Source organism: Rothia sp. HMSC08A08 (assembly GCF_001808385.1).
GTDB lineage: Bacteria > Actinomycetota > Actinomycetes > Actinomycetales > Micrococcaceae > Rothia > Rothia dentocariosa.
Map to the genome: position 1 here is coordinate 78,086 of NZ_KV793079.1, position 22,632 is coordinate 100,717.

The following is a 22,632-nucleotide window of genomic DNA, read 5'->3' on the forward strand; positions in this document are numbered from 1 at the left end:
GGATGTCTTTCTATGAATTCATAGAAACGACCCAGGCAATCCTCATGAGCTTCATCCTCACGGACGGATCATCCTGGGTCGTGTCAGCCATCTATGATTACGTCAAGAACCTACTGGAAATCTTGAAGTAGTCCCCACCTGGGGCTCGGAAGTTCCCGCTTCTGAGCCCCTTCTTCGTGTGCGAAAAGATGACTTTGCATATCAAAGTAATATCATCATGCTATCACACCGCCATAGCTGTTTTATCAGCCTCTAGCGACTCGGCGAAGTACCCGTTTTTACACCACAGGAATAACCTCAGCACCGCCCATATACGGACGCAGCGCCTCAGGAATACGCACCGAACCGCCCGGATGCTGAGGGGACGAAGGGCCGCACCTTCCGAGCGCGCGAGGGAATCAAGGGGCGCCCGGAGTGGAGACCCACTCCAGCACCCCTCAAACTATCTCAAACCTACAACGCGACCGGAATAACCTCAGCACCGCCCATATACGGACGCAGCGCCTCAGGAATACGCACCGAACCGTCGGGCTGCTGGTGTGTCTCCAGAATCGCCACAACCCAACGGGTAGTCGCCAAGGTGCCGTTGAGGGTTGCGACCGCGCGGGTACGACCTTTGCGCACATTGCCCGCATCGTCTACGGTGTCTGCGGTACGTTCGCGTATGTTCAGGCGGCGTGCCTGGTAGGTGGTGCAGTTCGAGGTCGAGGTCAGCTCGCGGTAGGTGCCCTGGGTGGGAACCCACGCCTCACAGTCGAATTTGCGTGCGGCAGAGGTGCCCAGATCCCCTGCGGCGGTATCAATCACGCGATACGCAAGGCCGCATTTTTGCAGCATTTCCTCTTCGAGGGCGCGCATCTGCTCGTGTATTTCTTCCGCCTGCTCCACCTGGCAGTAGACGAACATTTCGGCCTTGTTGAACTGGTGCACGCGAATGATACCGCGGGTGTCTTTACCTGCGGCACCGGCTTCGCGGCGATAGCAGGATGACCAGCCCAGGTATTTTTTGGGTCCGTCGCTAAGGTCGAGTATTTCGTCCATATGGTAGCCCGCAAGCGCCACCTCCGAGGTGCCGACCAGGTACAGGTCATCACGTTCGAGGCGGTATATTTCGTCGTCGTGCTTGACGTTGAACCCGGTTCCGTTCATGATCTCGGGGCGCACGAGGGTGGGGGTTGTCATCATGGTGAAGCCGTTGGCTGTTGCCAGATCGAGTGCCATCCACATGAGCGCCTGCTCCAGGCGGGCAACCTGCCCTTTGAGGAAGTAGAAGCGCGAACCGGAGACCTTGGCGCCGCGCGCCATATCGATGCCGCCGATGAGTTCGCCTATTTCCAGGTGGTCGCGCGGTTCAAAACCTTCTGCAGCGAAATCGCGGGGGGTGCCGACTTCTTTGAGCACCACGAAGTCGTCTTCGCCGCCGGTGGGTACGCCGTCGATAATCAGGTTTTCGATGGAGCTTAGCAGCTCTTCATATTCGGCGGTTTTCGCCTCAGATGCCGCTTTCGCATTTGCCACGTGGGCGGCGAGTTCTTTCGCCTGCGCTACGAGAGCGGGTTTCTCTTCCTTGGGTGCCTTCGCCACCTGTTTACCGAAGGCGTTCTGTTCGGCACGCAGGTTCTCGTAGGTGCCGATCGAAGCACGGCGTGCGGCATCCGCCTCAAGAATACGGTCTACGTGGGCTTCGTCTTTGCCGCGTGCTCGCTGGGAGGCGCGGAAAATCTCGGGGTTTTCGCGGAGGAGGTTAATATCAATCACATATCAATAGTACCCAGTCGCCCCCAGCCGTAAAAAGAGCCTTTATGCGAATAAAGCCGGATTCTCAACGCTTTATTCGCATAAAGGCTCTTTTTATACGGTCGCGGGGGGCGGTTTAGCGTTTCAGATGCGCCGGTCGCCCACCCGGGAAGAGCGATTCCACCCATGCGTGGGCAGCATCGAACGAATTCTCGGAGTGGATGCGCGGCGCAACGGTGGGCTGCCGGTCGGCGCGCGGGTACGATCCCAGGTATTTAATGCCGGGCGCTATGCGGTGCAAGCCGCGCAGGGCATCGCGCATTCGAGCCTCATAAATATGCCCGTCTGCGTCCACACTGAACATATAGGAACCCATCTGCCTGCCGGTGGGGCGCGATTCGATGCGTGAAAGGTTCACACCGCGCGAAGCAAACTGTTCGAGCAGTTCCAGGAGCGCACCCGAACGGTTTTCGGGAGTGCCCTCTCGATTTTCGGGCAGAGGGATCGTGAGCGTCGTCTTATCGGCACCGGTAGGCTCTGGCATATCCGCGGTGTTGCTGATAAGCACAAACCGGGTGACGGCGTTTTTGTTATCGCCAATGTCCTCGGCAAGCACATGCAGGTCGGGGTGGGTTGCCAAAAGCGCGGGCGAACAAATCGCGGCATCATACGCGCAGGAAGGGTCAAGCAGACCCACGGCTGCTGCCGCGGTAGAGGAACCGGGCAGGTACTCGGCGGTGGGGATGGTCGCATCCGCCCATTGCCGCACCTGGGCCCAGGCGTGCGAGTGGGTTGAAACGGTTTTAATATCTTCCAAAGCGAGCGGACGCGCCGCGACCAGCACGAACCTGATAGGTACCAAAACTTCGCGGATAATGCGCATTCCCTCGGAAGCCGCGATCGCATCAAGAGTAGCGCTCACCCCGCCTTCGACCGAGTTCTCAATGGGCACCATGGCGGCATCCACGTCGCCACTGCGAAGACGTTCGAGCGCATTAGGCACGCTGGTGGCGGGAATGCGTTCGGCACCGACCACGCCGGGCACGGAAAGCAGGGCGGATTCGGTGAAGGTGCCTGAGGGTCCAAGGTAGGTGTATCGCATGGGTTCAATCTTAGCGCGAGGTGGGTTCAGTGCCGCCACAAGCTCGCAGGATGAGACGTTTTTTAACACAAGGTTGAGCTCTATGACGCATATCGTCTTCGTGCGCTGAGTGGTGTTCATGTCGTGCCATACTTGAGGATATGTCACCCAACTTCACGCTTCTTGATCAGCTTTATACCCAGGAAAGGCTGCTTAATTCCGGGTATACCCGCACCACGATGCGGCGTAAACTACGCACAAAAGAGCTGGTCAGCGTGCTTCAAGGGGTGTATATTGCCGCATCGGTCTGGGATTCTTTTACGCCTTCTCTTCAGGTTTTGGCACGTCACACCGCGCTGGCACTGCGTGACTCTACATGCGTGTTTTGCCTGTCTTCGGCGGCGTTTCTATACGGTCTGCCGCTTCTGCATGTGCCGCAGAATTTGCATGTGCTTGCCGGATATTCGGCGCGAGGGGCGGCGTCGGACGGCATTCTGGAGCATACAAGCAATGAAGCCTCAGTACAGGTGACGGTCTTACGCCCGAATTTTCGGGTTACTGAGCTCTCGCAGACCCTCCTGGATTGTGCCCGCACACTTCCCGTTCTTGAAGGATGCGCCCTTGTCGATGCCGCGCTGCATCGCCGAATGCTTGCCCCCGAAGAGATCTTGCCGCGTTTGCAGGCGAGCCAAAATTCGGCGGCCACCCATATTGCCACGCATGCGGATGCGCGCAGCGGCTCGCTCTTAGAAAGCGTGGCGCGCCTGCATCTGGTTGAGATGGGTCTTCCCGCGCCCGTACATCGGCTGGATTTTGAGGCATATCTGCTGGGGACTTCGGATGCGCATACCTCGAACCGAGCCTCGGACTATGCGGGTGTGTACCGCATGTTACGCACTCGGCAGGCGAGTTTCGTGTGGCTCGAACAGCGGGGGGGTCTTGCAATGGTGGCTTCTGACGCCGCGCTTCCTCACGCGGATGCACCGACCCCCGAAGGTTGGCATATGGTTCAGGTTCGGTGGGAAGATTTTTATCCTTCGTCGCGGGTGCTTCGCGAGAAACTGCATCCTTATTTTCCGCAGCTTGGGTAAGTGCTTTTTGGGTACATAAAATATATTCCGATATAGGAATATAAGGTATTTGACTAGTATAAATAAAAATTTTTGCCGATATATGCCATATTCCCGATCAGGCATATAGCAGGTATCAGGGTTAGACAAATGCGATTTATGCACCCTTCCGGGCGAAGGCCCGAACCTTCTCAGTATCCCAATACTGGGCAGGTACTCCCCCACCCATGAGGACGCGAGAAATAGATGCCGCCTCGGCACTTCTAAGCTGCGGAAGCGGAACATGTGAACCCGCTAGAATAATATTTCCGCGCCGCCTTCCTTTGAGCATTGCGGAATCGGCCACAATACTCACGTATTCAAATACCTCAAGCAAGGCGGCGGCTTCGGCGCGGGCGGCATTAAGCGTGCGGTCATCGCCGCAGTTGAGAATATACAGCCCACCGGGCCCCAGAGAGTTATCAACCGTCCGCACGAAATCCACACCCGTAAGTTCCACCGGAGTTTTATCTACCGCGAATACATCGCGAATAACTACATCGCGCGATGCCGGTGCAAACGAGCGAGTGACGGTGCCTGCATCACCCACCCGAATTTTTACGCGCGGCGACTTAGGAATATCAAACCAGTCACGCACATGTTCGGCCAGCTTGGCATCAAGCTCCACAACGGTATTGCGTGAATTTGGGTATACGTCCGCGCAATAGCGCGCTAGAGAACACGCCCCGCCGCCCAGATGGGTGATACGCAGTTTTTCGGGATTAAGATGAGTCTGAATATGCGAGTCGAGAACCGCAACAATCCAGCGCATGTACTCAAAATCGAGCATGCGCGGCTGCCCCACTATTACATGCGAAGACTGCACACCGTTGATGAGCAGAAGCCAACCATCAGCGTGGTAACCATCGGGCACAAGCTCAGCCTCACCGGTCGAAATGGGGTACACACCGGCAACCGCACCTGTTTTGTTCGGATGCTCGGCACGGCGCGAGGCAGCGTTGCGGTTTTTCTTTTTCGCCATGCACATAAGCCTACGCTAGGTTCGGGCAGCAGGCAGGAATTCGAGCCTTAAACCGCGAACCTGCCTGTCGCTGCCCGAGCTACCGGGTCAGCCGTATATGCCGCATCTGGAATACAGTTGAGTGTTCCTGCGGCACGCGCATTTCAACGGCTAGGAGTACCTTCACTAGGGCTGTAAGCACCACCCGTTACGCACGCATAGATCATCGCCACGATAGCCGTTAATTCTATATGCCGCATACAACATATAGCCTTGTCAAGCCAGTATTCCGAGCTTATTTACCAGATTCCATCTGATCTATAGCCGCATTGAGACGCTGCACCTTACCCTCAATTTCGCCATGATCGTGACCGGGGCGAATATCGGCCTTGACCACCAGCGAGACGCGCGGGGCACGTTTCGTCACCGCATCGGTAGCGCGTTTAATAACATCCATGCACTCGTCCCAGTCGCCCTCAATCGTGGTGAACATGGGTCCGGTTTGATGCGGCAGACCGGAAGAACGAACGATAGATACGGCCTCGGCAACCGCATCGTGAACAGAACCGTCGGCGGAACCCCCGCCCGTAGGAGCTACAGAAAATGCAAACAACATATTTCAATCGTAGGTTCTCACACGAAAAATCTACAGAGGACCGATACGCACCCTGGGGACTTTCGCTGACAGTACAAGAATTTTGCATGATCCTGCATGAAAGCGACGTTTGATAGGGCGAGATATTTGATTGTGTGTTTAGTGCATGAAAACATGCTTTTCGCCACAAAATATTTCCCAAACCCCACCTAAAACCATATTAACTGCGAAAATACGCACCAAAAATACACCATAGTGCAGTCTTCAATCCCCCTCGCACCGCGACAAAAGGTTTGCCCGACTCTCAACCCCGATAAGATAGAAAGGACAAGACAAACTCGACGAGAGTCGCCGCATCCGGCGCATCCAACGTACGTACCGGATTGTTAGCGCGCCCCCGCCGAACGTTCAACGCCAAAGGAGCACTATGACCACCGGCATTTATCTCTCGGCGATGACCCAGGACTCAGGCAAATCCCTGATCGCCCTGGGCCTCGCAGATTCCCTTGTGAAGCGCGCCGATCGAGTAGGCTTTTTCCGACCCATTTTCAAGGGCGAAACTGCCAGCGATGACCCCATGATCCGCCTGATGAAAGAGCACTTTAACCTCTCTGATGAGCAAGTGGGCGGCGCAGTATCGCTCACCGAGGCACTAGAGTTCATTGCGGAGGGCAACACCGAAGAAATTTCGGCCCGCGCGGTTTCCGCCTATGAAGAAATTGCCGCCCACAGCGATGTTGTGATCGTGGACGGCATATACCTGACCGCCCAGAACGCACTCGCCGTCGAGTTCGATCTCAACGCCCAGGTATCCCGCGATTTAGGCCTGCCCGTGATCGCTATCGTGGGTGCGAACGAGGCATCCCTCGAAGAGGCAACCAACGCCGTAGAGGTTGCACGTTCCGAACTTAAGGCAGCCAAGGTTGATCTGTTCTCCATTATTGTCAACCGTGCCGACCCCGAGCTGCGTGAGAGCATTGAGAAGAACGTTAAGCTGGGCGAGCATAAGTTCCCCGTCTACGTTCTGCCCGAAATCGCAGACCTGGGTAAGCCCACCATCGCAGAGGTCGTCGCCGCCCTCAAGCTCGACGGTTCGCACCTGTCGCAGGAAGATCTTGGCCGTGACATTAACGAGATCAAGATTGCCGCAATGACCGTCTCAAACTTCCTCAACCAGTTTGCCGACGGCGACTTTGTGATCGTTCCCGGCGACCGCGCCGATGTTGTGGCCGCGACCCTCGCATCCGCGCTTTCGCCCACGTTCCCGGCACCTTCGGGTATGCTGCTCACAGGCGGGCTCAACAACCTGCCCGGCAATAACACCGCTGTGGGTAGCCTGCTTGAAAGCGCGCCTTTCCCGGTACTATCGACTGACCGTGACACCTTCAAGTCGGCGCGCGCTGTTTCCCGCGTGCACGGCAGCGTGATCAACGGTCAGGCCCGCAAGCTTGCGAGCGCATTCGGCGGCTGGGATGAATACGTGAACCAGGAAGAGCTGCTTTCACGCCTTGAGCTTGAGCGCCCGGCTTCGATGACTCCGCTGCGATTCCTGCACAACCTGATTGAGACCGCTCGTGCGAACCGCCGTTCCGTGGTTCTGCCTGAGGGCTATGATGTGCGTATTCTGCGTGCAGCCGAGATGATTGCGCGCCGCGATTTTTGTGACCTGATTCTGCTGGGCAACCCGGATAAGATCTCGGAAATCTGCCAGGCTGAGGGTATTAACCTGCCTGCCTCGATTCGTATTATCGACATTGCGAATAATGAATACAGTGAGGATTTTGCGGCAACCTATGCTGAGCTGCGTGCGCACAAGGGCATGACTATTGAGGGTGCGCGTGAGCGTATGAGCGATCCCTCATATTTCGGTACGATGCTGGTTTACAAGGGTCTTGCGGATGGCATGGTCTCGGGCGCTATCAACACGACTGCGAACACGATTCGCCCCTCGCTGGAGTTCATTAAGACCCGCCCGGGCACCAAGATTGTGTCTTCGGTGTTCCTGATGCTCATGGAAGACCGCGTGCTGGTGTACGGTGACTGTGCCGTGAACCCGAACCCGAATGCCGAGCAGCTGGCGGATATCGCGAAGGCTTCCGCCGAGACTGCGCGCCAGTTCGGGGTTGATCCGAAGGTGGCTATGCTGTCGTACTCGACCGGTACCTCCGGCTCCGGTGCAGATGTGGATGTGGTGCGTGAGGCAACTGAGATTGTGCGCGCCTCTAACCCGGATTTCGCGGTGGAGGGCCCGATTCAGTACGATGCGGCATCGAACATGTCGATTGCTTCGACCAAGATGCCCGACAGTCAGGTGGCGGGCCAGGCGACCGTGTTCATTTTCCCCGACCTGAACACCGGCAACAACACCTACAAGGCTGTGCAGCAGTCTTCGGGTGCCCCCGCCGTTGGTCCTGTGCTGCAGGGTCTGCGCAAGCCTGTGAACGACCTTTCACGCGGTACCACCGTTGAGGACATCATCAACACGGTGGCGATCACCGCCATCCAGGCGCAGGGGATGTAAGGGTGTAAAGCTCTTTATTGGCTAGGGACGCTCGGTATCGACCGGGCGTCCTTTTGCTTTGCGCTCACTAAGTCGTACACTTTGCTGCATATTCGTAGGGTTAAAGCGTACGACATGCAGGAAAGTGTACGGGTTTTAGATACGGAACAAGGATGTCTCGCAGACCTGCCGAGGTTGGGTAAAGGTCTTCCCAATGTGCACGCACCACATGCCATCCTTGGTTTTGGATAATCTTCTCGCGCTCACGCTCGGCAATAAGCGCCTCTTCGGTGGGAATCCCAAAAGTACCACGATATTTCATGCGTCCATCAATTTCGAGTACGAGTTTATATTCTTTCCACGCAAAATCGCTGTAGTAGTTTCTTCCACGGTGGGTAAATTTGTATTGCAGCTCGGGGACTGGAAAACCGTGAGCAGACAGGTGGAGGCGGGTAATAGTTTCGGCGACCGACCCGGAACGCTCATCTACAGCCGCAGCGACTTTTCGGGCTTTAGCCGACCCTCGACGCGATACAGCCGTGAGGGATTCCTGAACCTCAGCGGATGTGACGAGCCCCCGATGAAGTATGCCATCGCCTATACAGCAGGCTTCATAAAAAGGAAGATTGCGAGCACAATCAACAAGCGTATCCAGCGGATTGAGTGTTCTCAAAAACTCTTCAATCCAGACTGCCCGTTCTTGAACCTCAGCGGTTGTGACATGGTACATCACCCGTGTGCGGGCACCACGCCTGACAGATTTTGAGGTTGCCGCATGTATTTTCTGAGGCATCTGCAAGAGGGGAATACCGTGTAAAAATGCCGCCGATTCGCGGGTAAAAGTTAGCTGAGGTGCACGGCGGGCAGCGGCTACATGGTACGCAAAGTTTTGTTCTTGAGTACTCCATGAACTCCACTTCTGCAGGCTAACGTAGACGCCTCTTACCAGTGGAAATATGACATTCGATCTTTTGAGCTTTGCGAGATAGCGTTCCGAATAGCCTTCAGCAATGAGGTCGCTATATGTTTTGATGCTATCGATGATGTACTTCATTGTCGTCATATAGAAATCATGGCATGCAAATCCTAAGTCGTACACTTTGCTGCATATTCGTAGGGTTAAAGCGTACGACATGCAGGAAAGTGTACGATTTACGACGCGGGCAGATTTGCAGGCGGCGAAACAATGTTGCATATATACCCCCATGGGGTATAAGCTAAAGACATGACAGAGCGTGATTCCTCAGCACAGCCACACGGGTATACACCAAACAAGGAGGCGCATTTGAAGCGCCTGCGCCGCATCGAAGGGCAAGTGCGCGGTATCGCCCGCATGGTCGAGGAAGACAAGTACTGTATTGATGTGCTTACTCAGGTCGCGGCGGTTTCCAAAGCGCTTCATGCAGTCTCTCTCAACCTGCTCGAAGAACATATGGGGCATTGCGTCACCAACGCCGCGATTGAATCCGAACGTACAGGTGATGCGACAATAGTTGATGAGAAAATAAAAGAGGCAACCGCCGCCATATCCCGCATGATGCGCAGCTGACACGCGGGCGGCGCATCCACAAGTTTTGTAATTCCAAATTTTCTGGAAGGAACCATCATGGCAACCACCACCGTCAAAGCAACCGGCCTCACCTGCAACCACTGCGCCATGAGCGTGAGTGAAGAAGTCGGCGAAGTTCCGGGCGTCACCGGCGTGAACGTAGACGTGGTCAAAGACGGCGTTTCGACCGTCACCATCGAGCACGAAGGCACCCTCAATACGCAAGCCGTAGCGGACGCCATCGTTGAAGCTGGCTTCACTCCCGCCCTCTAATCATGGCGTATTCTCCGCAGTACCAGGCAATGGCGGTCGGGGCAGTGCGCGCACTCGTAGGCACCGAGAACATTCACCTGACCGAGGCGATTTCCCGCGTGGCACGGCAGATGGGACTCGACTCCGATCTGCTGGATGCGTGGGTGCGCGACTTCACCCCCTATACGGCGCGCGAGGATCAGCGCGGGCTGAAACGGCGGGGCGCATCGCGTATACATTCCTCACAGGATCATGCGGCGAATACCCCCGCTGACGGCACCGGCGATAAGCCGCATCCCGGTGTGCACGGCACCGCATACGACGCCCTCGCTCAACGCCGCACATTCAGGCGTGCCGCCGTCACGCGGGTTCGCGGGGTGAACAATCGAGGCTCAAAACTAACCGGGCAGCGACCGCGCAGCAACCGTGCCGATGGACTGCCGGACGAAGGCGAAGTATAGATCAGGGCGGCCTGCGGCAGGCGCATCCGCAGCAGGCAAAACCCGAAGACAGCACAGCATCGTGAGCATTGAGAACAGAGGCGAAGAACATGGGTAACTCAACTCAAACAGCATCCACCACAGCTGAGAACGAGCGTTCTCTTTTCGATTCCTCGGCTAATGGCGGGCAGACGCGCATTATCCACCTGGATGTTCAGGGCATGACGTGCGCATCCTGCGTGGGCCGCGTGGAACGTAAACTCCGCAAAATTCCGGGGGTTGATCCCGCCGTGAACCTGCCGCTGGAGTCTGCGCGCGTGATCGTTCCCGCCGATATTACCGATGAGCAGATCATTGAAACGGTCAATAACGCCGGGTATACGGCATCGCTCAAAACCGAGGTTCGCGATGCAGAGTCCGAAGAGAGGACCAACGCGCGCAGTGGGGGCTTGGGGTGGCGCATCGTTGTGGCGTTGTTGCTGGGTGTGCCGATTTTCTTGATTTCAATGTTCCCCACGTTCCAGTTCCCGCACTGGGGCTGGGTGCTTGCGCTTATCACGCTGCCGGTTGCGGTCTATAGCGCCGAGCCGTTTCACCGCGCCGCTCTCACGAACGCACGCCACTTCAGCAGCACGATGGATACGCTGGTTTCTCTCGGCGTGATTGTCGCCTACCTGTATTCACTCGCGCAGCTGTTCATGAACCCCGGGCTGACCGAGCATGTTCACCCCATGCAGGGGGGCATTCTCGGCATGTTCTTGAGCGGTAACCATGCGCCACTGTATTTTGATTCGGCGTCGATGGTGACTTTATTCCTGCTGATCGGGCGGGCAGTTGAGCACCGCACACGAACCCGCTCTTCTGAGGCTCTGCGCACCCTGCTGAGCCTGGGAGCACGCACCGCGACCCTGCTTCGTACCGACAAGCGGGGAACCACGCGCGAGGTGCAGATTCCGGTCGAGGACCTGCTGCCGGGAGACGAATTCTTGGTGCGCCCGGGTGAAAAAATCGCCACTGACGGCACGGTTATTGCAGGGTCTTCCGCCGTGGACGCCTCCCTGCTGACCGGCGAATCGGTGCCTGTCGAGGTTTCGGCGGGCGATGCGGTCACCGGCGCAACCCTGAACACCTCCGGGTCGCTGACGGTGCGCGCAACCCGCGTGGGCTCTGAGACGACGCTCGCGAAAATGGGCGAGCTGGTTGCCGCCGCTCAGGAAACGAAGGCACCCATCGCGCGCCTTGCCGACCGTGTTTCTGCGATTTTCGTGCCAATAATTCTGGTGATTTCGCTCCTGACCCTTATCGGGTGGCTGGTTGTATCGCACGATGTGCCGCGTGCGTTCAATGCGGCGGTTTCGGTGCTGGTGATCGCCTGTCCGTGCGCACTCGGTCTGGCGACCCCCACGGCGCTGCTGGCGGGCACCGGGCGCGGCTCGCAGCTGGGCATACTGATTCGCAACGCGCAGGTGCTGGAAACTACGCATACAGTGAACCGCATCGTGCTGGATAAAACCGGGACCGTCACCGAAGGCACAATGCGCGTGGCACGCTTTGGGACCTTCGACGATTTCACCGACATCACGGCCGAAAACGCCTCTTTAAAGAGCGAACGTTCTGTATCTATTCTGAGCGATGCCGCAGCCGTGGAGGCGCTGAGCGAGCATCCAATAGCCCGCGCTATTGCGCGTTTTGCAACAGAAAACTATGGGGCGTTTCTCGGTACCGTCGAGGGGTTTGAGGGCGTGCCTGGAGGTGTGCGCGGTGAGCTTGTGCCCGCCGGGACCGACGGGGAGTCCCGCCGCCTGGTGCTGGTGGGCACCCCCGAATACCTGCTGCAGACAGGCGTTGCACTCACCGAGAAGCAGCATCAGATGCTCGCGCAGGCGCGCTCGGAAGGGCTGACCACTGTGGCTGTGGCTCGCGCGATCGGCACGAAGGCCCCGCAACCTGTGGGGCTCATCGCACTGGCGGACTCCCCCAAGCCCGAGTCGGCGCAGGCTATCGCTGAGCTTCACGAACTGGGCTTAGAGCCTGTACTGCTGACCGGCGACGCCCCCGAGGTTGCCCAGGCTATCGCATCCAGCGTGGGGATTAAGCCGGAGAACGTCTTCGCGGGGGTCACGCCCGAACGTAAATCCGAGGTTATCGCGCAGCTTCAGGATGAAGGCTACCGGGTGGCGATGGTTGGCGACGGCGTGAACGATGCGCCTGCCCTGGCCCGCGCGGACCTGGGCATGGCGATGGGCTCGGGTACGGATGTTGCGGTGCAGGCTTCAGATATTGTGCTGATGCGCTCGGATATGCGCGCGATCCCCACGTCGCTACGGCTTTCGCGGGCGACTTTGCACACCATCAAGTCGAATCTGTTCTGGGCGTTCGCATACAACACCATCGCGGTGCCGGTCGCAGCGGCAGGGCTGCTGAACCCGATGATTGCGGGCGCGGCCATGGCGTTCAGTTCGGTGTTTGTGGTACTCAATTCGATGCGCCTCACCCGATTTGAGCGTTAGCCCGGTTTGGGACGGGGGGGCTTCGGCTTTTGTGCGTCTTCGCGCAAATCCCTTGTACTCCCCCTGCTGACGCTGGCATGATAAGAAGAATCACATGACCGCACTATTTTCAGGGGTATGCCTCTGAATATTGTGGTGCAGGTAATACGCGCCAAAGCATCCGGGAGATTCACATGCCCAAACTAACCCCGCAAATGTTCACATTCCTCAACGACCCACCGGTCGAAAACACACTCTATGACCTCTACGACGCCACGCTCAAGCAGGGCAAGCGCATGTTCATGCATTTTCTGCCGAAAATCCACCAGATTTTAGGCAGGGGGATTGATTGGGAGACCGAGAACGAAGATTTTTATACCGATAAATACATCCCCATAACCCCGCAGCAGGGCGAGTTTCTGTATATGCAGGCGCTGGCGAGTGGCGCGCGGAATATCGTTGAGTTTGGTACGTCCTACGGCATCTCGACGCTGTATCTTGCCGCCGCCGCAAAACGCAATGGCGGCCGCGTGATCACCTGCGAATACGTGCCTCATAAGGCTGAGGCCGCGCGGAAAAATTTTGAGCGGGCGGGGCTTGCGGACTATATCGAGCTGCGCGAAGGTGATGCGCTGAAGACACTGCAAGACTTGGATTTCAGCCCCGATTTTGTGCTTCTCGACGGGTGGCCTGACCTGGTGCTTCCCGTCTTTCAGCTGTTGGAGCCGCATCTTGCCGACCGCGCCGTGATTGCCGTAGACGATGTTGAGGGATTTGGTCCGTCTATGGAGGATTACCTCGACTATGTGCGCACCCCCGCCAACGGATACGTCTCAGTAACCATGTACCCGAGCAAGGCCTTGGAATACACCGTAAAAGTGGCGTAAGCACCCGGACAGCTAGTTCAAGTTCCGCGAGCAGATAGGATTTCGACGAGCAGATAACAATCAGCTATCTGCCCATCAAAATATTATCTGCTCGCGCATCAATACCTGCCCTTCATGACCGTTCCTGCGCAATCACGCTGTGCGAAAAAACCGGCGGGAGGCGCATCCCTGCTCGATATACTAAATTCCGTCATAGAAACCCAGCACAGAAAAGGAAAACCATGATTCTCACTCGTGAACAAGCACTCGAAATTTTCAAGCGCCGCGTTTCTACCCGCTCCTACGACCCTGCCCGTACAATCAGCGATGAAGACTTCAACACAATCCTTGAGTTTGGGCGCCTCTCCCCCAGCTCGGTTGGTTCCGAGCCGTGGAAATTCCTGGTGATACAGAATAAAGAGCTGCGCGAGAAGCTCAAGCCTATCGCCTGGGGTATGGCAAACACGCTCGATGACGCCAGCCACGTGGTGATTATTGTGGCGAAGAAGAACGCCCGCTACGATTCCGATTTCCTGCTGCAGGCGCTCGCGAAGCGTAATCTTCCCGAAGACCAGATGCAGATGGCGCTGGACAGGTACAAAAAGTTCCAGGTACACGATATGAAGATCGCCGACGACGAGCGTTCCCTTTTCGAGTGGACTAGGAAGAATACCTATATTGCGCTGGCGAATATGCTTACGGGCGCAGCGATGCTCGGCATCGATTCCTGCCCCGTTGAAGGCATAGACTACGATGCGGTCACCCAGCTCCTCACCGAGGAAGGGCTCCTCGACCCCGAGGATTACGGCGTATCCGTTGCCGCAACCTTCGGCTACCGCTCGCGCGAGATCGACCCGAAGCCGCGCAAGCCGCTTGATGGGCTCGTTGTGTGGGCCAAATAGCCTGCTCTCCCTGAGTTCCCGCGCGGGACTCTTATCTGGGGGCTGGGTATCAGGTACTTAGTAGCCTGCCCGGTCCCCTAATTTACCCGGTTTCTGCACTCACTGGGCGTACCTATGCGCTGGCGCTTCACTTGTGGAATGAGTCGGTGCTACGTTCCGCGCCGCTGGTGCGTGAACACGGAATTTCCCCGCTAACCCCACTTTTGGGGCAGGTTTTCGATGCGCACACGGTCACCGAAAACTGGTTCACCGGGTAGCTTCCCGCCCAATCTCTTCGTACCGGCCAGCTATTCTTCGCGGTGCTCCCGGTATTTATCGTGTGCCGTGCGACCAAGATTCTTTCCGGTTTTTGTGGCGATTTTGCGTTCCGCTTTATGGACGGCGCGTTGGGAGGTATCGCCCGAATCCCGCATAATACCCTTGAGAATAACGGCACCGATAGCCACGAACGCGATAACAACAACCCCAAGCACAACGGGGAGTATCCAGCCGGGCGCATCAGCCTGTTCGTTGAGGGTATCGTGGGCAAGAATGTTCAGAAGTATCACAGAGCCTCCTCGTTCTTATACTGCGCCTGCTTCTTTCCACTATAAAACCTATGCTCACAAGGGGCTTTATACGGCATCGCGTTCACTTAAATATCCAAAATTATGCGTGAATTTCGCGCCCGCGAACGCTAGCCTTAAAGGTGAAGGCAAGTTTTATATGCCTTCGGAACGCCGCCGTGGAAAGGAGTCGCATAATGTCCCTGCTAGACTTGCTGAACCGCCGCCGTTCGGTGCGCCACTACGACGAGAACCAGCCCATTGATGCCAATGTTGTCAAAGAGTGTTTGCAGGCGGCTCAGCTGGCGCCCACAAGTTCAAATATGCAGCTGTACGAGCTCTACCACGTGACTGATCCCGCCACCCTGAATAAACTCGCCGCTGCGTGCATGCACCAACAGGCCGCCAAGACCGCGCAGCAGATGGTGGTGTTCGTAACACGCCAGGATTTGTACCGCCGCCGCGCGAAAGCCGCGCTGGAATTTGAACGCGGCAATGTTGAGCGTAACAGCCCGCCTGAGAAGCAGAAAGACCGCATCAAGAATTGGGAAATGTACTACACCAAGGCTATGCCACTTCTATACGCGCGCTGCTTTGGTCTGCTGGGCGCATCCCGCGCGGCAATGGCGAATTGTGCGGGCCTATTCGTTCCGATGATGCGTGAGGTTTCGGAGCACGATTATCGCGTGGTTGTGCACAAGAGCTGCGGCCTGGTGGCGCAGACGTTTATGCTCGCAATGACCGAGGCGGGGTACGACACCTGCCCGATGGAAGGCTTCGACAGTCACCGCGTGAAGAAACTCCTCAACCTGCCGCGCAATGTCGAGATTAATATGGTGGTCGCCTGCGGTATCCGCAAACCCGGCCACGGCATCTGGGGCGAGCGCTTCCGCCTGCCCTTCGACGAGGTTTACCGTAGGGTTTAGAGTCTGGCGGGCCGAAGTGAAGGATCCCAACCCACCTTTATATGTCTTCTAAAAAAGGAGAACTTATGACCTATAAGCATGAGTCCAGCTCTGACGACTGGTCTTGGTTTGATGAGTTGGGGGAGCTGGACCCGAGTTTTATTGAGGCGATCCAGCAGCTACATGCCGCTCCGATCTACTATCAGAGCCCGGAACGAGCACACGGTGACATATAGCAGTTCCGATTATTTGCACGCCTTCACTCAGTAAATAATGCGCCTTTGGGTATATTACGTATGTTTCGAGGGTACTTTATAAGGATTTTCATTATCCCTCAGGAAAAGTGAAGAATATGGATTTTCAGTTTGAGGCCCCACCCCATCTGGAGCTCGGACAGCCTATTGGTTACTACCGCGAACAATTTAATAAAGAACTTCATGATTCGTCATTCCCCGGGTGTGAGCGTTTCATGGGTCGCGTTACTCTGGGTGGCGCCGAACGCGTGGTGGATCTTGGGTTGGCTAAGGGAAAAGTTGTTCTGTTCTCCCTGCAGATCCTGGATGGTGACACCCTCGACGGCGTAAGTCTGGGGCTTTCACCGCGTGAATTTCACGAAAAAATGCGCATAGAGGGCCATGACAGTTCTATTTTCCCCGGGCGTCTGATTTTCTTTGAAGATTTCCTCACCCTCGGATGCGGAGGTAAAAACATCGAATTTATCGAGTGGTGGGATCGCGGGTACTGGGATGACTATTCTTTCCTCGAAGAAGCATATCCGAATACATAATCTTCAGAATTATAAAATATTTAAACTGTGTCGGCTGAACCTCCATAAAATGATCGGTATATATCATCAAGAAAATATTTTTACATTAAATCCTAGGATCAAAAATCATTCTAAAATTTAAAATAATTCAGCATCAGTGCGGTCTGCGGCAGATACAATAATTTGCCACAGACCGCTCTGGATATCAATCTTGCCGCTATCCTCGCGGGGAAGCAGTAATAGCCGGATGATATTCCTCGCCAGCGACCGCCACCTGCGTATGGTTTGACACCAGGTGTTTTGTCACCGTTTCATTCCCGCACGCCGTTACGGTTTCATACCGGGGCTCCTGATAGTTAATGGGAGTGTAAAACACATAAATAACACTGTGGCACCACCAGCTAGACCCCGGCCCGTGGACCGTGGCATCAATCTCAGTTCGCGGCGGAACGAGACTTGACGTGCTGGATGCAGCATTCGCCGGAATAGCGGCACCGGCCGCAAGAACCGCGCCTGCAACCCCGGCCACCAGGGTTCGTTTGAGTGACTTTTTCATAGCGTATCGCCTCATTTCTTTCTTAATCCTGACAGTTTTGGGTATTTTTTATCCACGATTCATCAAGGTATGTGCACCACCTCCTCGCATTTAATAATGCAGAAAAACCCAAAAAATAGATATATAAGATACTTCCTCATGATCACTTATCCGTGAATTCATGAAGTATTTTTAATGTAATTCCAGAACATTCGTCAAAACAACCTTTTTTAGATTTTTGTCAGCCTACTCTCATTCAATTCTGAGGAATTTCCCCGGATTTATTAATAAAACCCCCTCACTCCCATAATGTATTTAAAAATTTACAACAGCATTCACGAATTTATTATTAAAGTGGATGCTCAAGAATAAGATTTTTTATTTATTGCTGCACCGATCAAGTCCATGCCGACCAAAAGCCCATCTGCCAGCGCCCCACCCTCCCTGCCCTACGGCATCAGGAGGCAAGAGTCAGAACAAAAGGATGTAAGATCACCCTTCGCGCTAAGGGTGATGCAAAACACTTGTTAAGTGCGTGAGGATCTGCACATTCATGGCGTCTTCATATCAGCGCCGTAGGCTTGAGAGACGGCGGCAGGCGATAACAGCCCCGTCGAATCACGCAATATGTGACAGTAAAGGCAGCTGAAATCCCGGCTGCTTCTGAATTTTCAGGCGGAACCTCACCGATCTGCGCATTTAAGACCCCATATCATCATCCGCTCAGGCGCGTCCGCGCTATGGCGGATACTCACAAAGGAAGAACCATTATGCTTGGACTCATCGGAATGATCATTGCCGGCGCTATCATCGGCGCTCTGGCCCGCCTCATCATGCGAGGTCACCAGAACATCTCGGCACTGTGGACCGTTATCTTGGGTGCTGTTGGCGCATTCGTTGGTGGAGGAATCGCGAGCTTCTTCGGCGTTGCAGATACCGCTGGTATCGACTGGATTCGCTGGATCCTCTCCATTATCGCCGCCATTGTCGCAATCTCTATATACCTAAGCGTAACCGGCAAAAAGAACTAATAACCCGTATTCTTACGTCGCTTCAGCATCGCAGAAACAAAGCTAAGCGGGTTGTGCAGAAACTATTCCCAGCTTCCGCATAGCCCGCTTTGGCGCATATGAGAACTACTCGCACGATAGGCAGCTGAGCCGAGCAAACATGAGTAACAGTCGTGGCTGTGTACACGCTCATCAAAATAAAGTGGTATATATCACTATTTTGATTCGTGAGGAATTCAGTGTCTCAAGCGTCTTTATAGTAGCGTCACCATCGACCGCAAAGACGGACAAAGGGCGTGGGTAGCGACCAAACTCCCCAGCCCTCGATGCGTGCCGCAAATATCAAACATCATAATCCGCGCAGCGGAAAACACATGAAATGAGGCTCCCATGAGCGATAACTCCATTCCCCAAACCGGTCAGCAGCGCGAGCGCGAAAACAATAAGGAAACCCAGCAGGACAAGACTCCTCGTGGTCCCCTACAGACTTCGCATGGTGTAACCACCATTGAAGAGAATGTTGTTGCCAAAATTGCTGGCATGGCAACCCGCGAAGTTCCCGGCGTGTACGATATGGGCAATGCCGTACGCCGCGCCTTCAGCGCCGTGACCGACCGCATCCCCAACGCCCAGACCAATGTTGCTGGCGGTATTAGCGTCCAGAAGGGCGAGACCCAGGCAGCCGTAGATGTCACCGTCGTGGTCGAATATGGAGTCTCCATTGTGGAAGTAGCCAATGCTATCCGCCGCAACATTATCGAGCAGATTGAGGGGACCACGGGGCTAGAGGTAGTAGAGGTCAATATCGACGTCACCGACGTTCACCTGCCCGACGACGATTCCGCTTCCGCTGACTCTGCCGATCTCAAGTAATCTACTCCGACGTCCCCGATCTGAGGATCTTTTATGAAGACAACACACCTGGCCCTTTTGGTGGGCCTATTCCTGGGAACAATTCTTGCTTTCGGTTCCTTCGCCGACTTCATCCTGGTGGCACTATGCGGCCTGGTTGGAACGGTGGTGGGTCTTTACCTGGAGGGCCGGGTCGATGTCCAAAGCATCCTTAATCGATGGAGGAAGTAATGACGGAGACCAATACACAGCCCGCTGCTGTCAGTGCCGAGGGCTCTCTGTCTGAGGTCCCTCGGCAGGAGCAGCGCGGCGTCACCGTCATTCCCGCCCAGGTTGTTGCGCAGATCGCGGCTCAAGCTGCCTACGAGAGCGCAAATGTGGGCTCGAACGCCGGAGGGCTGCTCGGGATCGGGGCACGTCGAAATTTCCATTCACGCCCCGAGGCAAAGTGTGATCTCTACGGTCAGGTTGCAGTCCTTCACTTAGATCTAGGCCTTACCTTCCCTACAGCACTGGTTTCAACCCTGCAACAGGTGCGTGAGCATGTGAGCCAGCGCGTCGAGCACTTCACCGGGCTGAGGGTTGAGAAGATCAACATTGAGATCTCCTGGCTCAATCCGAACAACCAGGTAAGGAGGGCTCTGCGATGAAAACCCCCGTACAAAATCTCATCCGGCGCCCATCGCGGAGTTTGCCCGTCATTATCCTGGCGTTACTGCTCCTCATCGTAGGAGGGCTGGGAATCTGGGCGCTGGGAAACCGGCTTCTAAACGGGGCGTGGCCGAATGGAACATCCTCAGCAGTCAGCGGGCTCGGCTCCACGATTATAGGGTCGCCAGCGGTACTCGCGGCAGCCTGCTTTGTGATCGTATGCAGTCTGTTCATGTTTCTTCTTGCCCTGTGGCCGGGGGCTTTTGAACGCACTGAGGTTCTTGCAGATAACGTACCCGGTCAGACAGCCATTTCACGCCGTGACCTAGCAAGGCTGGTACAAGCCCATGTCGAGCGGGTCGATGGTGTTCACAGCGCTAGGGTTCGAGTCCGTCGAACGCGCGTGAATGTGACAGTGTTCAGCGTTCTGGATGACCTCGAACCTGTGCGCCAGGCCGCACAGAAGGCAGCTGAGCAGGCTATACAGACTTTGAAACCCGTCGGAGCCGCACACAGCCGAGTGCGTATCCAGCACACGAGCTGAAAGAGAGAAAACCATGCGTTCGGTATCTGGAATTCTCAATAGGATAGTCCTTGCGGTAAGCGGTTTGCTCATCGCGGCGATAGCCCTCTGGCTTATGGCTTCCGGCATGGGTGTGGGTCAGTCATGGCCCGCGCTTAGCTCGGTCCTCGCCAAAGCTGATACCCGGGTCGATACCTGGGTCGGACCTCAGGCACACTGGCTGTTGCCAGCCGCCGTCCTCGGGTCGATTCTTCTCGTCGCGTTTGGCTTGGTTCTGCTCATTAAGCAGGTACCCCGTAAGGCTGCCGCGTCCCCCTTGCGCCTGACAGGATCCGACGGCACACTTCTGGCCACACTCAGCCCCGATGTCATAGCCCAAGCGCTGTCTGAGCGAGCCGAAGACGTTCCTGGGGTTCAGCGGTGCTCAGTATGGGTCACCGGTTCACCCAGCAACCTGTGGGTGCAGGCAACCGTCACCGTAGCAGAGAACAGCGAGGTTGCATGGACCGTGAGCGAGCTCAGGAACCGACTTGACCACGACGTTAGTTCCTCTCTGGGAAAGCATGCTCGTCAGATCGACGTACTGCTGCGTCTAGAACAAGCCACCAAACCCCAGAGTGCAGCCCACACTGTGGCTGGCAAACATTCATTAGAGAGCGGCGGTTCTGATAACCATGACCGATGAAAAGCGCAGCAATGCAGGGCAGTCCACCGGTCCGCCTACCGAGCATGTGCCTCATCCGAGCGCTGCGTCTCAGGGTAAAGACAGGTACCTGGTGCTGCGAGCCCAGGACGGCGACATTGACGCCTTCGGAAAGCTCGTCGAACGTTATCAGGGACGCCTGTTTCGCACTGCCTACATGATCGTGCGTAACCGCCACGATAGTGAGGACATCGTCCAAGAGACCCTTGTCCAGGCGTGGCGGAGTCTTCATCTGCTTCGGGATCCTGATGCCTTCCGAGGCTGGCTCATGCGCATCTGCACTAATAAGGCCACCAGCACTATTCGTCAACTTCAGCGCCGAGCCACTGACCCTTACGATTCAGAGGGTCTTGAGAGCGCGAGCGCCTTACCTAACACAACGTCGACAGCGACCGAAGATCCGGCGCAGTCCAGTGAGGTAAACGCCCAGATAGAAGCATTAGCCAAGCTGTTGGCATCCGCTCCTGAAGAGCTGCGTATCGTCTGGGTGCTTCGAGAGGTTGATGACATGTCCTACGAGGAGATATCCCAAACCCTGAACCTAACCGAATCCACAGTCCGGGGGAGGCTGGCACGCGCCCGCTCCCTCGTCATGCGCCATATGAAGGAGTGGGAATGAGTTCCACCACCCGCATCCCACACGCAGAACCGCAGCCCACACAGTCGGCTCAGTCTTATGAGCTTGACGAAGCCTCCACACGGGAGTATCTGCGTCTAATCGCTTCACTCCACAAGACCTGGGACACATTGGAAGCACAGTCGAGCGCATCGGTGATGCCTCAGCGCCATATTATGGATGCGGTACTCGCCGAAACGCGCCACGGTGCCCAGGTAGAGATGCCGCCGACCGACTTAGGGCCATATAGTATGTCCGAGTTCTCCCTACGCGCCCTAGTGCGACGCAGTGTAGACTCCGTACCCGGAGCTCGCGCACTCAAGTCTTCCTTCAAACATGCCCCACCCCCCGAAGGTCAGCGAGAGCTGGGAATACCGGATACGATCTTCTGCCGTATCTCTGCACACGTCACAACCAGTAGCCTCCCCCAACTTGCTCAACAGGTTCGTGATGCGGTGCGCCAGGCGTGTTATGAGAACCTAGAATTGTCCCCAACCGTCAATATTCATATTGAGGATCTGCACGATGACGATTAACCTCTCAGCAGCCGAATTGACTCATGTAGTCACGGCCGTTCCCGGAGTGCGCGGCATTGAACCGGGGATCGGCTCCACGCTGAAAGCCATCGGCAGCCGTATGAGCGGCGACCCTGCGGCCGCCCGATTCGGGGTTATCATCGAGTCGGGCGGGCAGAAGGTCATTATCGAGATTGGAATCGACGGCTCCCGTGCGGTCAAAGAAATTGTCCGCGATGTTCAAGAGGCGGTTCTGCGCTCACTGTCGCAAGCAAGTCGAGAGGGCGGCGCTTCGGAATCAGGCTCCAAGCCCCAGCCTCAGGTGAGGGTGCGAGTACAGTCCCTTCTCTGAACGCTGCGTATCGCATAACCGTCTCCGTTTCAGGGAGCACACATACCGCCAAGGGTATAGTCCGTTCGCACATAGATGCCATGGGGTCACCAGTCGATGCCTCAACGCGATGCGTAAGCTAGAAGACCGTGAAAAAACTCGTCTTCAACACCTAAATTCCGCGTACCCCCCCCCCCCC

27 protein-coding genes are annotated in these 22,632 nt (G+C 56.0%); 20 read left to right on the plus strand and 7 right to left on the minus strand.

What is annotated here, in order from left to right; all coding sequences use genetic code 11:
- Window positions 1–453: 453 nt before the first annotated feature.
- Together serS and pheA are read right to left on the minus strand one after the other, a co-directional pair.
- Window positions 454–1,758: a serine--tRNA ligase gene (gene serS / locus HMPREF3164_RS09085; protein ID WP_070450636.1), complete on the minus strand. Its 1,305-nt coding sequence runs from the start codon at window positions 1,756–1,758 to the stop codon at window positions 454–456.
- A gap of 115 nt (window positions 1,759–1,873) precedes the next feature.
- The gene (gene pheA, locus HMPREF3164_RS09090; protein WP_070450712.1) at window positions 1,874–2,839 is read right to left on the minus strand and encodes a prephenate dehydratase; all 966 of its coding nucleotides are present in this window, start codon (window positions 2,837–2,839) and stop codon (window positions 1,874–1,876) included.
- Window positions 2,840–2,979: 140 nt separating this feature from the next.
- On the opposite strand from pheA, the gene HMPREF3164_RS09095 reads away from it, so the two are divergent.
- Window positions 2,980–3,909 carry a hypothetical protein gene (locus tag HMPREF3164_RS09095; RefSeq protein WP_070450638.1) on the plus strand — a complete coding sequence of 310 codons (930 nt, stop codon included), beginning with the start codon at window positions 2,980–2,982 and terminating at the stop codon, window positions 3,907–3,909.
- Window positions 3,910–4,045: 136 nt separating this feature from the next.
- Here HMPREF3164_RS09095 and HMPREF3164_RS09100 read toward each other — a convergent pair whose 3' ends face one another.
- Window positions 4,046–4,909: a spermidine synthase gene (locus HMPREF3164_RS09100; RefSeq protein WP_070450640.1), complete on the minus strand. Its 864-nt coding sequence runs from the start codon at window positions 4,907–4,909 to the stop codon at window positions 4,046–4,048.
- A gap of 274 nt (window positions 4,910–5,183) precedes the next feature.
- Complete coding sequence (locus HMPREF3164_RS09105) at window positions 5,184–5,504, minus strand: thiamine-binding protein (RefSeq protein WP_070450642.1); 321 nt, start codon at window positions 5,502–5,504, stop codon at window positions 5,184–5,186.
- A gap of 406 nt (window positions 5,505–5,910) precedes the next feature.
- On the opposite strand from HMPREF3164_RS09105, the gene pta reads away from it, so the two are divergent.
- Window positions 5,911–8,004 (plus strand): phosphate acetyltransferase, encoded by a 2,094-nt coding sequence (pta, locus tag HMPREF3164_RS09110; protein WP_048755339.1) that lies wholly within the window; start codon window positions 5,911–5,913, stop codon window positions 8,002–8,004.
- 100 nt (window positions 8,005–8,104) lie between these two features.
- Here the strand turns inward: pta and HMPREF3164_RS09115 are convergent, their stop codons facing one another.
- Window positions 8,105–9,046 (minus strand): type IV toxin-antitoxin system AbiEi family antitoxin domain-containing protein, encoded by a 942-nt coding sequence (locus HMPREF3164_RS09115; protein WP_141744126.1) that lies wholly within the window; start codon window positions 9,044–9,046, stop codon window positions 8,105–8,107.
- 162 nt (window positions 9,047–9,208) lie between these two features.
- Here HMPREF3164_RS09115 and HMPREF3164_RS09120 point away from each other — a divergent pair, with 162 nt between their 5' ends.
- From HMPREF3164_RS09120 to HMPREF3164_RS09145, 6 genes are all read left to right on the plus strand, one after another.
- A complete protein-coding gene (locus HMPREF3164_RS09120) occupies window positions 9,209–9,532 on the plus strand; it encodes a metal-sensitive transcriptional regulator (protein ID WP_070450647.1) in 324 nt (107 codons plus the stop codon).
- A gap of 57 nt (window positions 9,533–9,589) precedes the next feature.
- Window positions 9,590–9,805: a heavy-metal-associated domain-containing protein gene (locus tag HMPREF3164_RS09125; RefSeq protein WP_048755344.1), complete on the plus strand. Its 216-nt coding sequence runs from the start codon at window positions 9,590–9,592 to the stop codon at window positions 9,803–9,805.
- A 2-nt stretch (window positions 9,806–9,807) separates the two neighbouring features.
- On the plus strand, window positions 9,808–10,245 hold the full coding sequence (locus tag HMPREF3164_RS09130; protein WP_048753608.1) for a hypothetical protein: 438 nt from the start codon (window positions 9,808–9,810) through the stop codon (window positions 10,243–10,245).
- An 89-nt stretch (window positions 10,246–10,334) separates the two neighbouring features.
- Complete coding sequence (locus tag HMPREF3164_RS09135) at window positions 10,335–12,734, plus strand: heavy metal translocating P-type ATPase (RefSeq protein WP_048755345.1); 2,400 nt, start codon at window positions 10,335–10,337, stop codon at window positions 12,732–12,734.
- A gap of 173 nt (window positions 12,735–12,907) precedes the next feature.
- Window positions 12,908–13,600 carry an O-methyltransferase gene (locus HMPREF3164_RS09140; RefSeq protein ID WP_048755346.1) on the plus strand — a complete coding sequence of 231 codons (693 nt, stop codon included), beginning with the start codon at window positions 12,908–12,910 and terminating at the stop codon, window positions 13,598–13,600.
- Window positions 13,601–13,821: 221 nt separating this feature from the next.
- Entirely contained in the window at window positions 13,822–14,481 is a 660-nt protein-coding gene (locus HMPREF3164_RS09145) for an NAD(P)H-dependent oxidoreductase (RefSeq protein ID WP_048755347.1), read from the plus strand.
- A gap of 287 nt (window positions 14,482–14,768) precedes the next feature.
- Here the strand turns inward: HMPREF3164_RS09145 and HMPREF3164_RS09150 are convergent, their stop codons facing one another.
- The gene (locus tag HMPREF3164_RS09150) at window positions 14,769–15,029 is read right to left on the minus strand and encodes a hypothetical protein (protein ID WP_048755348.1); all 261 of its coding nucleotides are present in this window, start codon (window positions 15,027–15,029) and stop codon (window positions 14,769–14,771) included.
- A 194-nt stretch (window positions 15,030–15,223) separates the two neighbouring features.
- Between HMPREF3164_RS09150 and HMPREF3164_RS09155 the strand changes: the two genes are divergently transcribed.
- From HMPREF3164_RS09155 to HMPREF3164_RS09165, 3 genes are all read left to right on the plus strand, one after another.
- Complete coding sequence (locus tag HMPREF3164_RS09155) at window positions 15,224–15,952, plus strand: nitroreductase family protein (protein WP_048753598.1); 729 nt, start codon at window positions 15,224–15,226, stop codon at window positions 15,950–15,952.
- Window positions 15,953–16,017: 65 nt separating this feature from the next.
- A complete protein-coding gene (locus HMPREF3164_RS09160) occupies window positions 16,018–16,167 on the plus strand; it encodes a hypothetical protein (protein ID WP_048753597.1) in 150 nt (49 codons plus the stop codon).
- Window positions 16,168–16,283: 116 nt separating this feature from the next.
- Window positions 16,284–16,718 (plus strand): hypothetical protein, encoded by a 435-nt coding sequence (locus HMPREF3164_RS09165; RefSeq protein WP_070450649.1) that lies wholly within the window; start codon window positions 16,284–16,286, stop codon window positions 16,716–16,718.
- Window positions 16,719–16,914: 196 nt separating this feature from the next.
- Here HMPREF3164_RS09165 and HMPREF3164_RS09170 read toward each other — a convergent pair whose 3' ends face one another.
- Window positions 16,915–17,253, minus strand: a complete 339-nt coding sequence (locus HMPREF3164_RS09170; protein ID WP_070450651.1) for a hypothetical protein — start codon at window positions 17,251–17,253, stop codon at window positions 16,915–16,917.
- 749 nt (window positions 17,254–18,002) lie between these two features.
- Here HMPREF3164_RS09170 and HMPREF3164_RS09175 point away from each other — a divergent pair.
- The 9 genes from HMPREF3164_RS09175 (at window position 18,003) to HMPREF3164_RS09210 (ending at window position 22,454) form a co-directional block, all read left to right on the plus strand.
- Window positions 18,003–18,263 (plus strand): GlsB/YeaQ/YmgE family stress response membrane protein, encoded by a 261-nt coding sequence (locus HMPREF3164_RS09175; protein ID WP_037231409.1) that lies wholly within the window; start codon window positions 18,003–18,005, stop codon window positions 18,261–18,263.
- A gap of 369 nt (window positions 18,264–18,632) precedes the next feature.
- A complete protein-coding gene (locus HMPREF3164_RS09180; protein ID WP_048753591.1) occupies window positions 18,633–19,115 on the plus strand; it encodes an Asp23/Gls24 family envelope stress response protein in 483 nt (160 codons plus the stop codon).
- Window positions 19,116–19,148: 33 nt separating this feature from the next.
- On the plus strand, window positions 19,149–19,325 hold the full coding sequence (locus HMPREF3164_RS11230; protein ID WP_004005823.1) for a hypothetical protein: 177 nt from the start codon (window positions 19,149–19,151) through the stop codon (window positions 19,323–19,325).
- Entirely contained in the window at window positions 19,325–19,744 is a 420-nt protein-coding gene (locus HMPREF3164_RS09185; RefSeq protein ID WP_048755351.1) for an Asp23/Gls24 family envelope stress response protein, read from the plus strand. The genes HMPREF3164_RS11230 and HMPREF3164_RS09185 overlap by 1 nt, the downstream gene beginning before the upstream one ends.
- Complete coding sequence (locus HMPREF3164_RS09190) at window positions 19,741–20,289, plus strand: DUF6286 domain-containing protein (RefSeq protein WP_048755352.1); 549 nt, start codon at window positions 19,741–19,743, stop codon at window positions 20,287–20,289. Before HMPREF3164_RS09185 ends, HMPREF3164_RS09190 begins: the two co-directional genes overlap by 4 nt.
- Window positions 20,290–20,302: 13 nt before the next feature.
- Window positions 20,303–20,953, plus strand: a complete 651-nt coding sequence (locus tag HMPREF3164_RS09195) for an Asp23/Gls24 family envelope stress response protein (RefSeq protein WP_048755353.1) — start codon at window positions 20,303–20,305, stop codon at window positions 20,951–20,953.
- Entirely contained in the window at window positions 20,943–21,590 is a 648-nt protein-coding gene (locus HMPREF3164_RS09200) for an RNA polymerase sigma factor (RefSeq protein ID WP_048755354.1), read from the plus strand. The genes HMPREF3164_RS09195 and HMPREF3164_RS09200 overlap by 11 nt, the downstream gene beginning before the upstream one ends.
- On the plus strand, window positions 21,587–22,123 hold the full coding sequence (locus tag HMPREF3164_RS09205) for an Asp23/Gls24 family envelope stress response protein (RefSeq protein WP_048755355.1): 537 nt from the start codon (window positions 21,587–21,589) through the stop codon (window positions 22,121–22,123). Before HMPREF3164_RS09200 ends, HMPREF3164_RS09205 begins: the two co-directional genes overlap by 4 nt.
- Window positions 22,113–22,454, plus strand: a complete 342-nt coding sequence (locus HMPREF3164_RS09210; RefSeq protein ID WP_070450653.1) for a transcriptional regulator — start codon at window positions 22,113–22,115, stop codon at window positions 22,452–22,454. The genes HMPREF3164_RS09205 and HMPREF3164_RS09210 overlap by 11 nt, the downstream gene beginning before the upstream one ends.
- The last annotated feature ends 178 nt before the right edge of the window (window positions 22,455–22,632 follow it).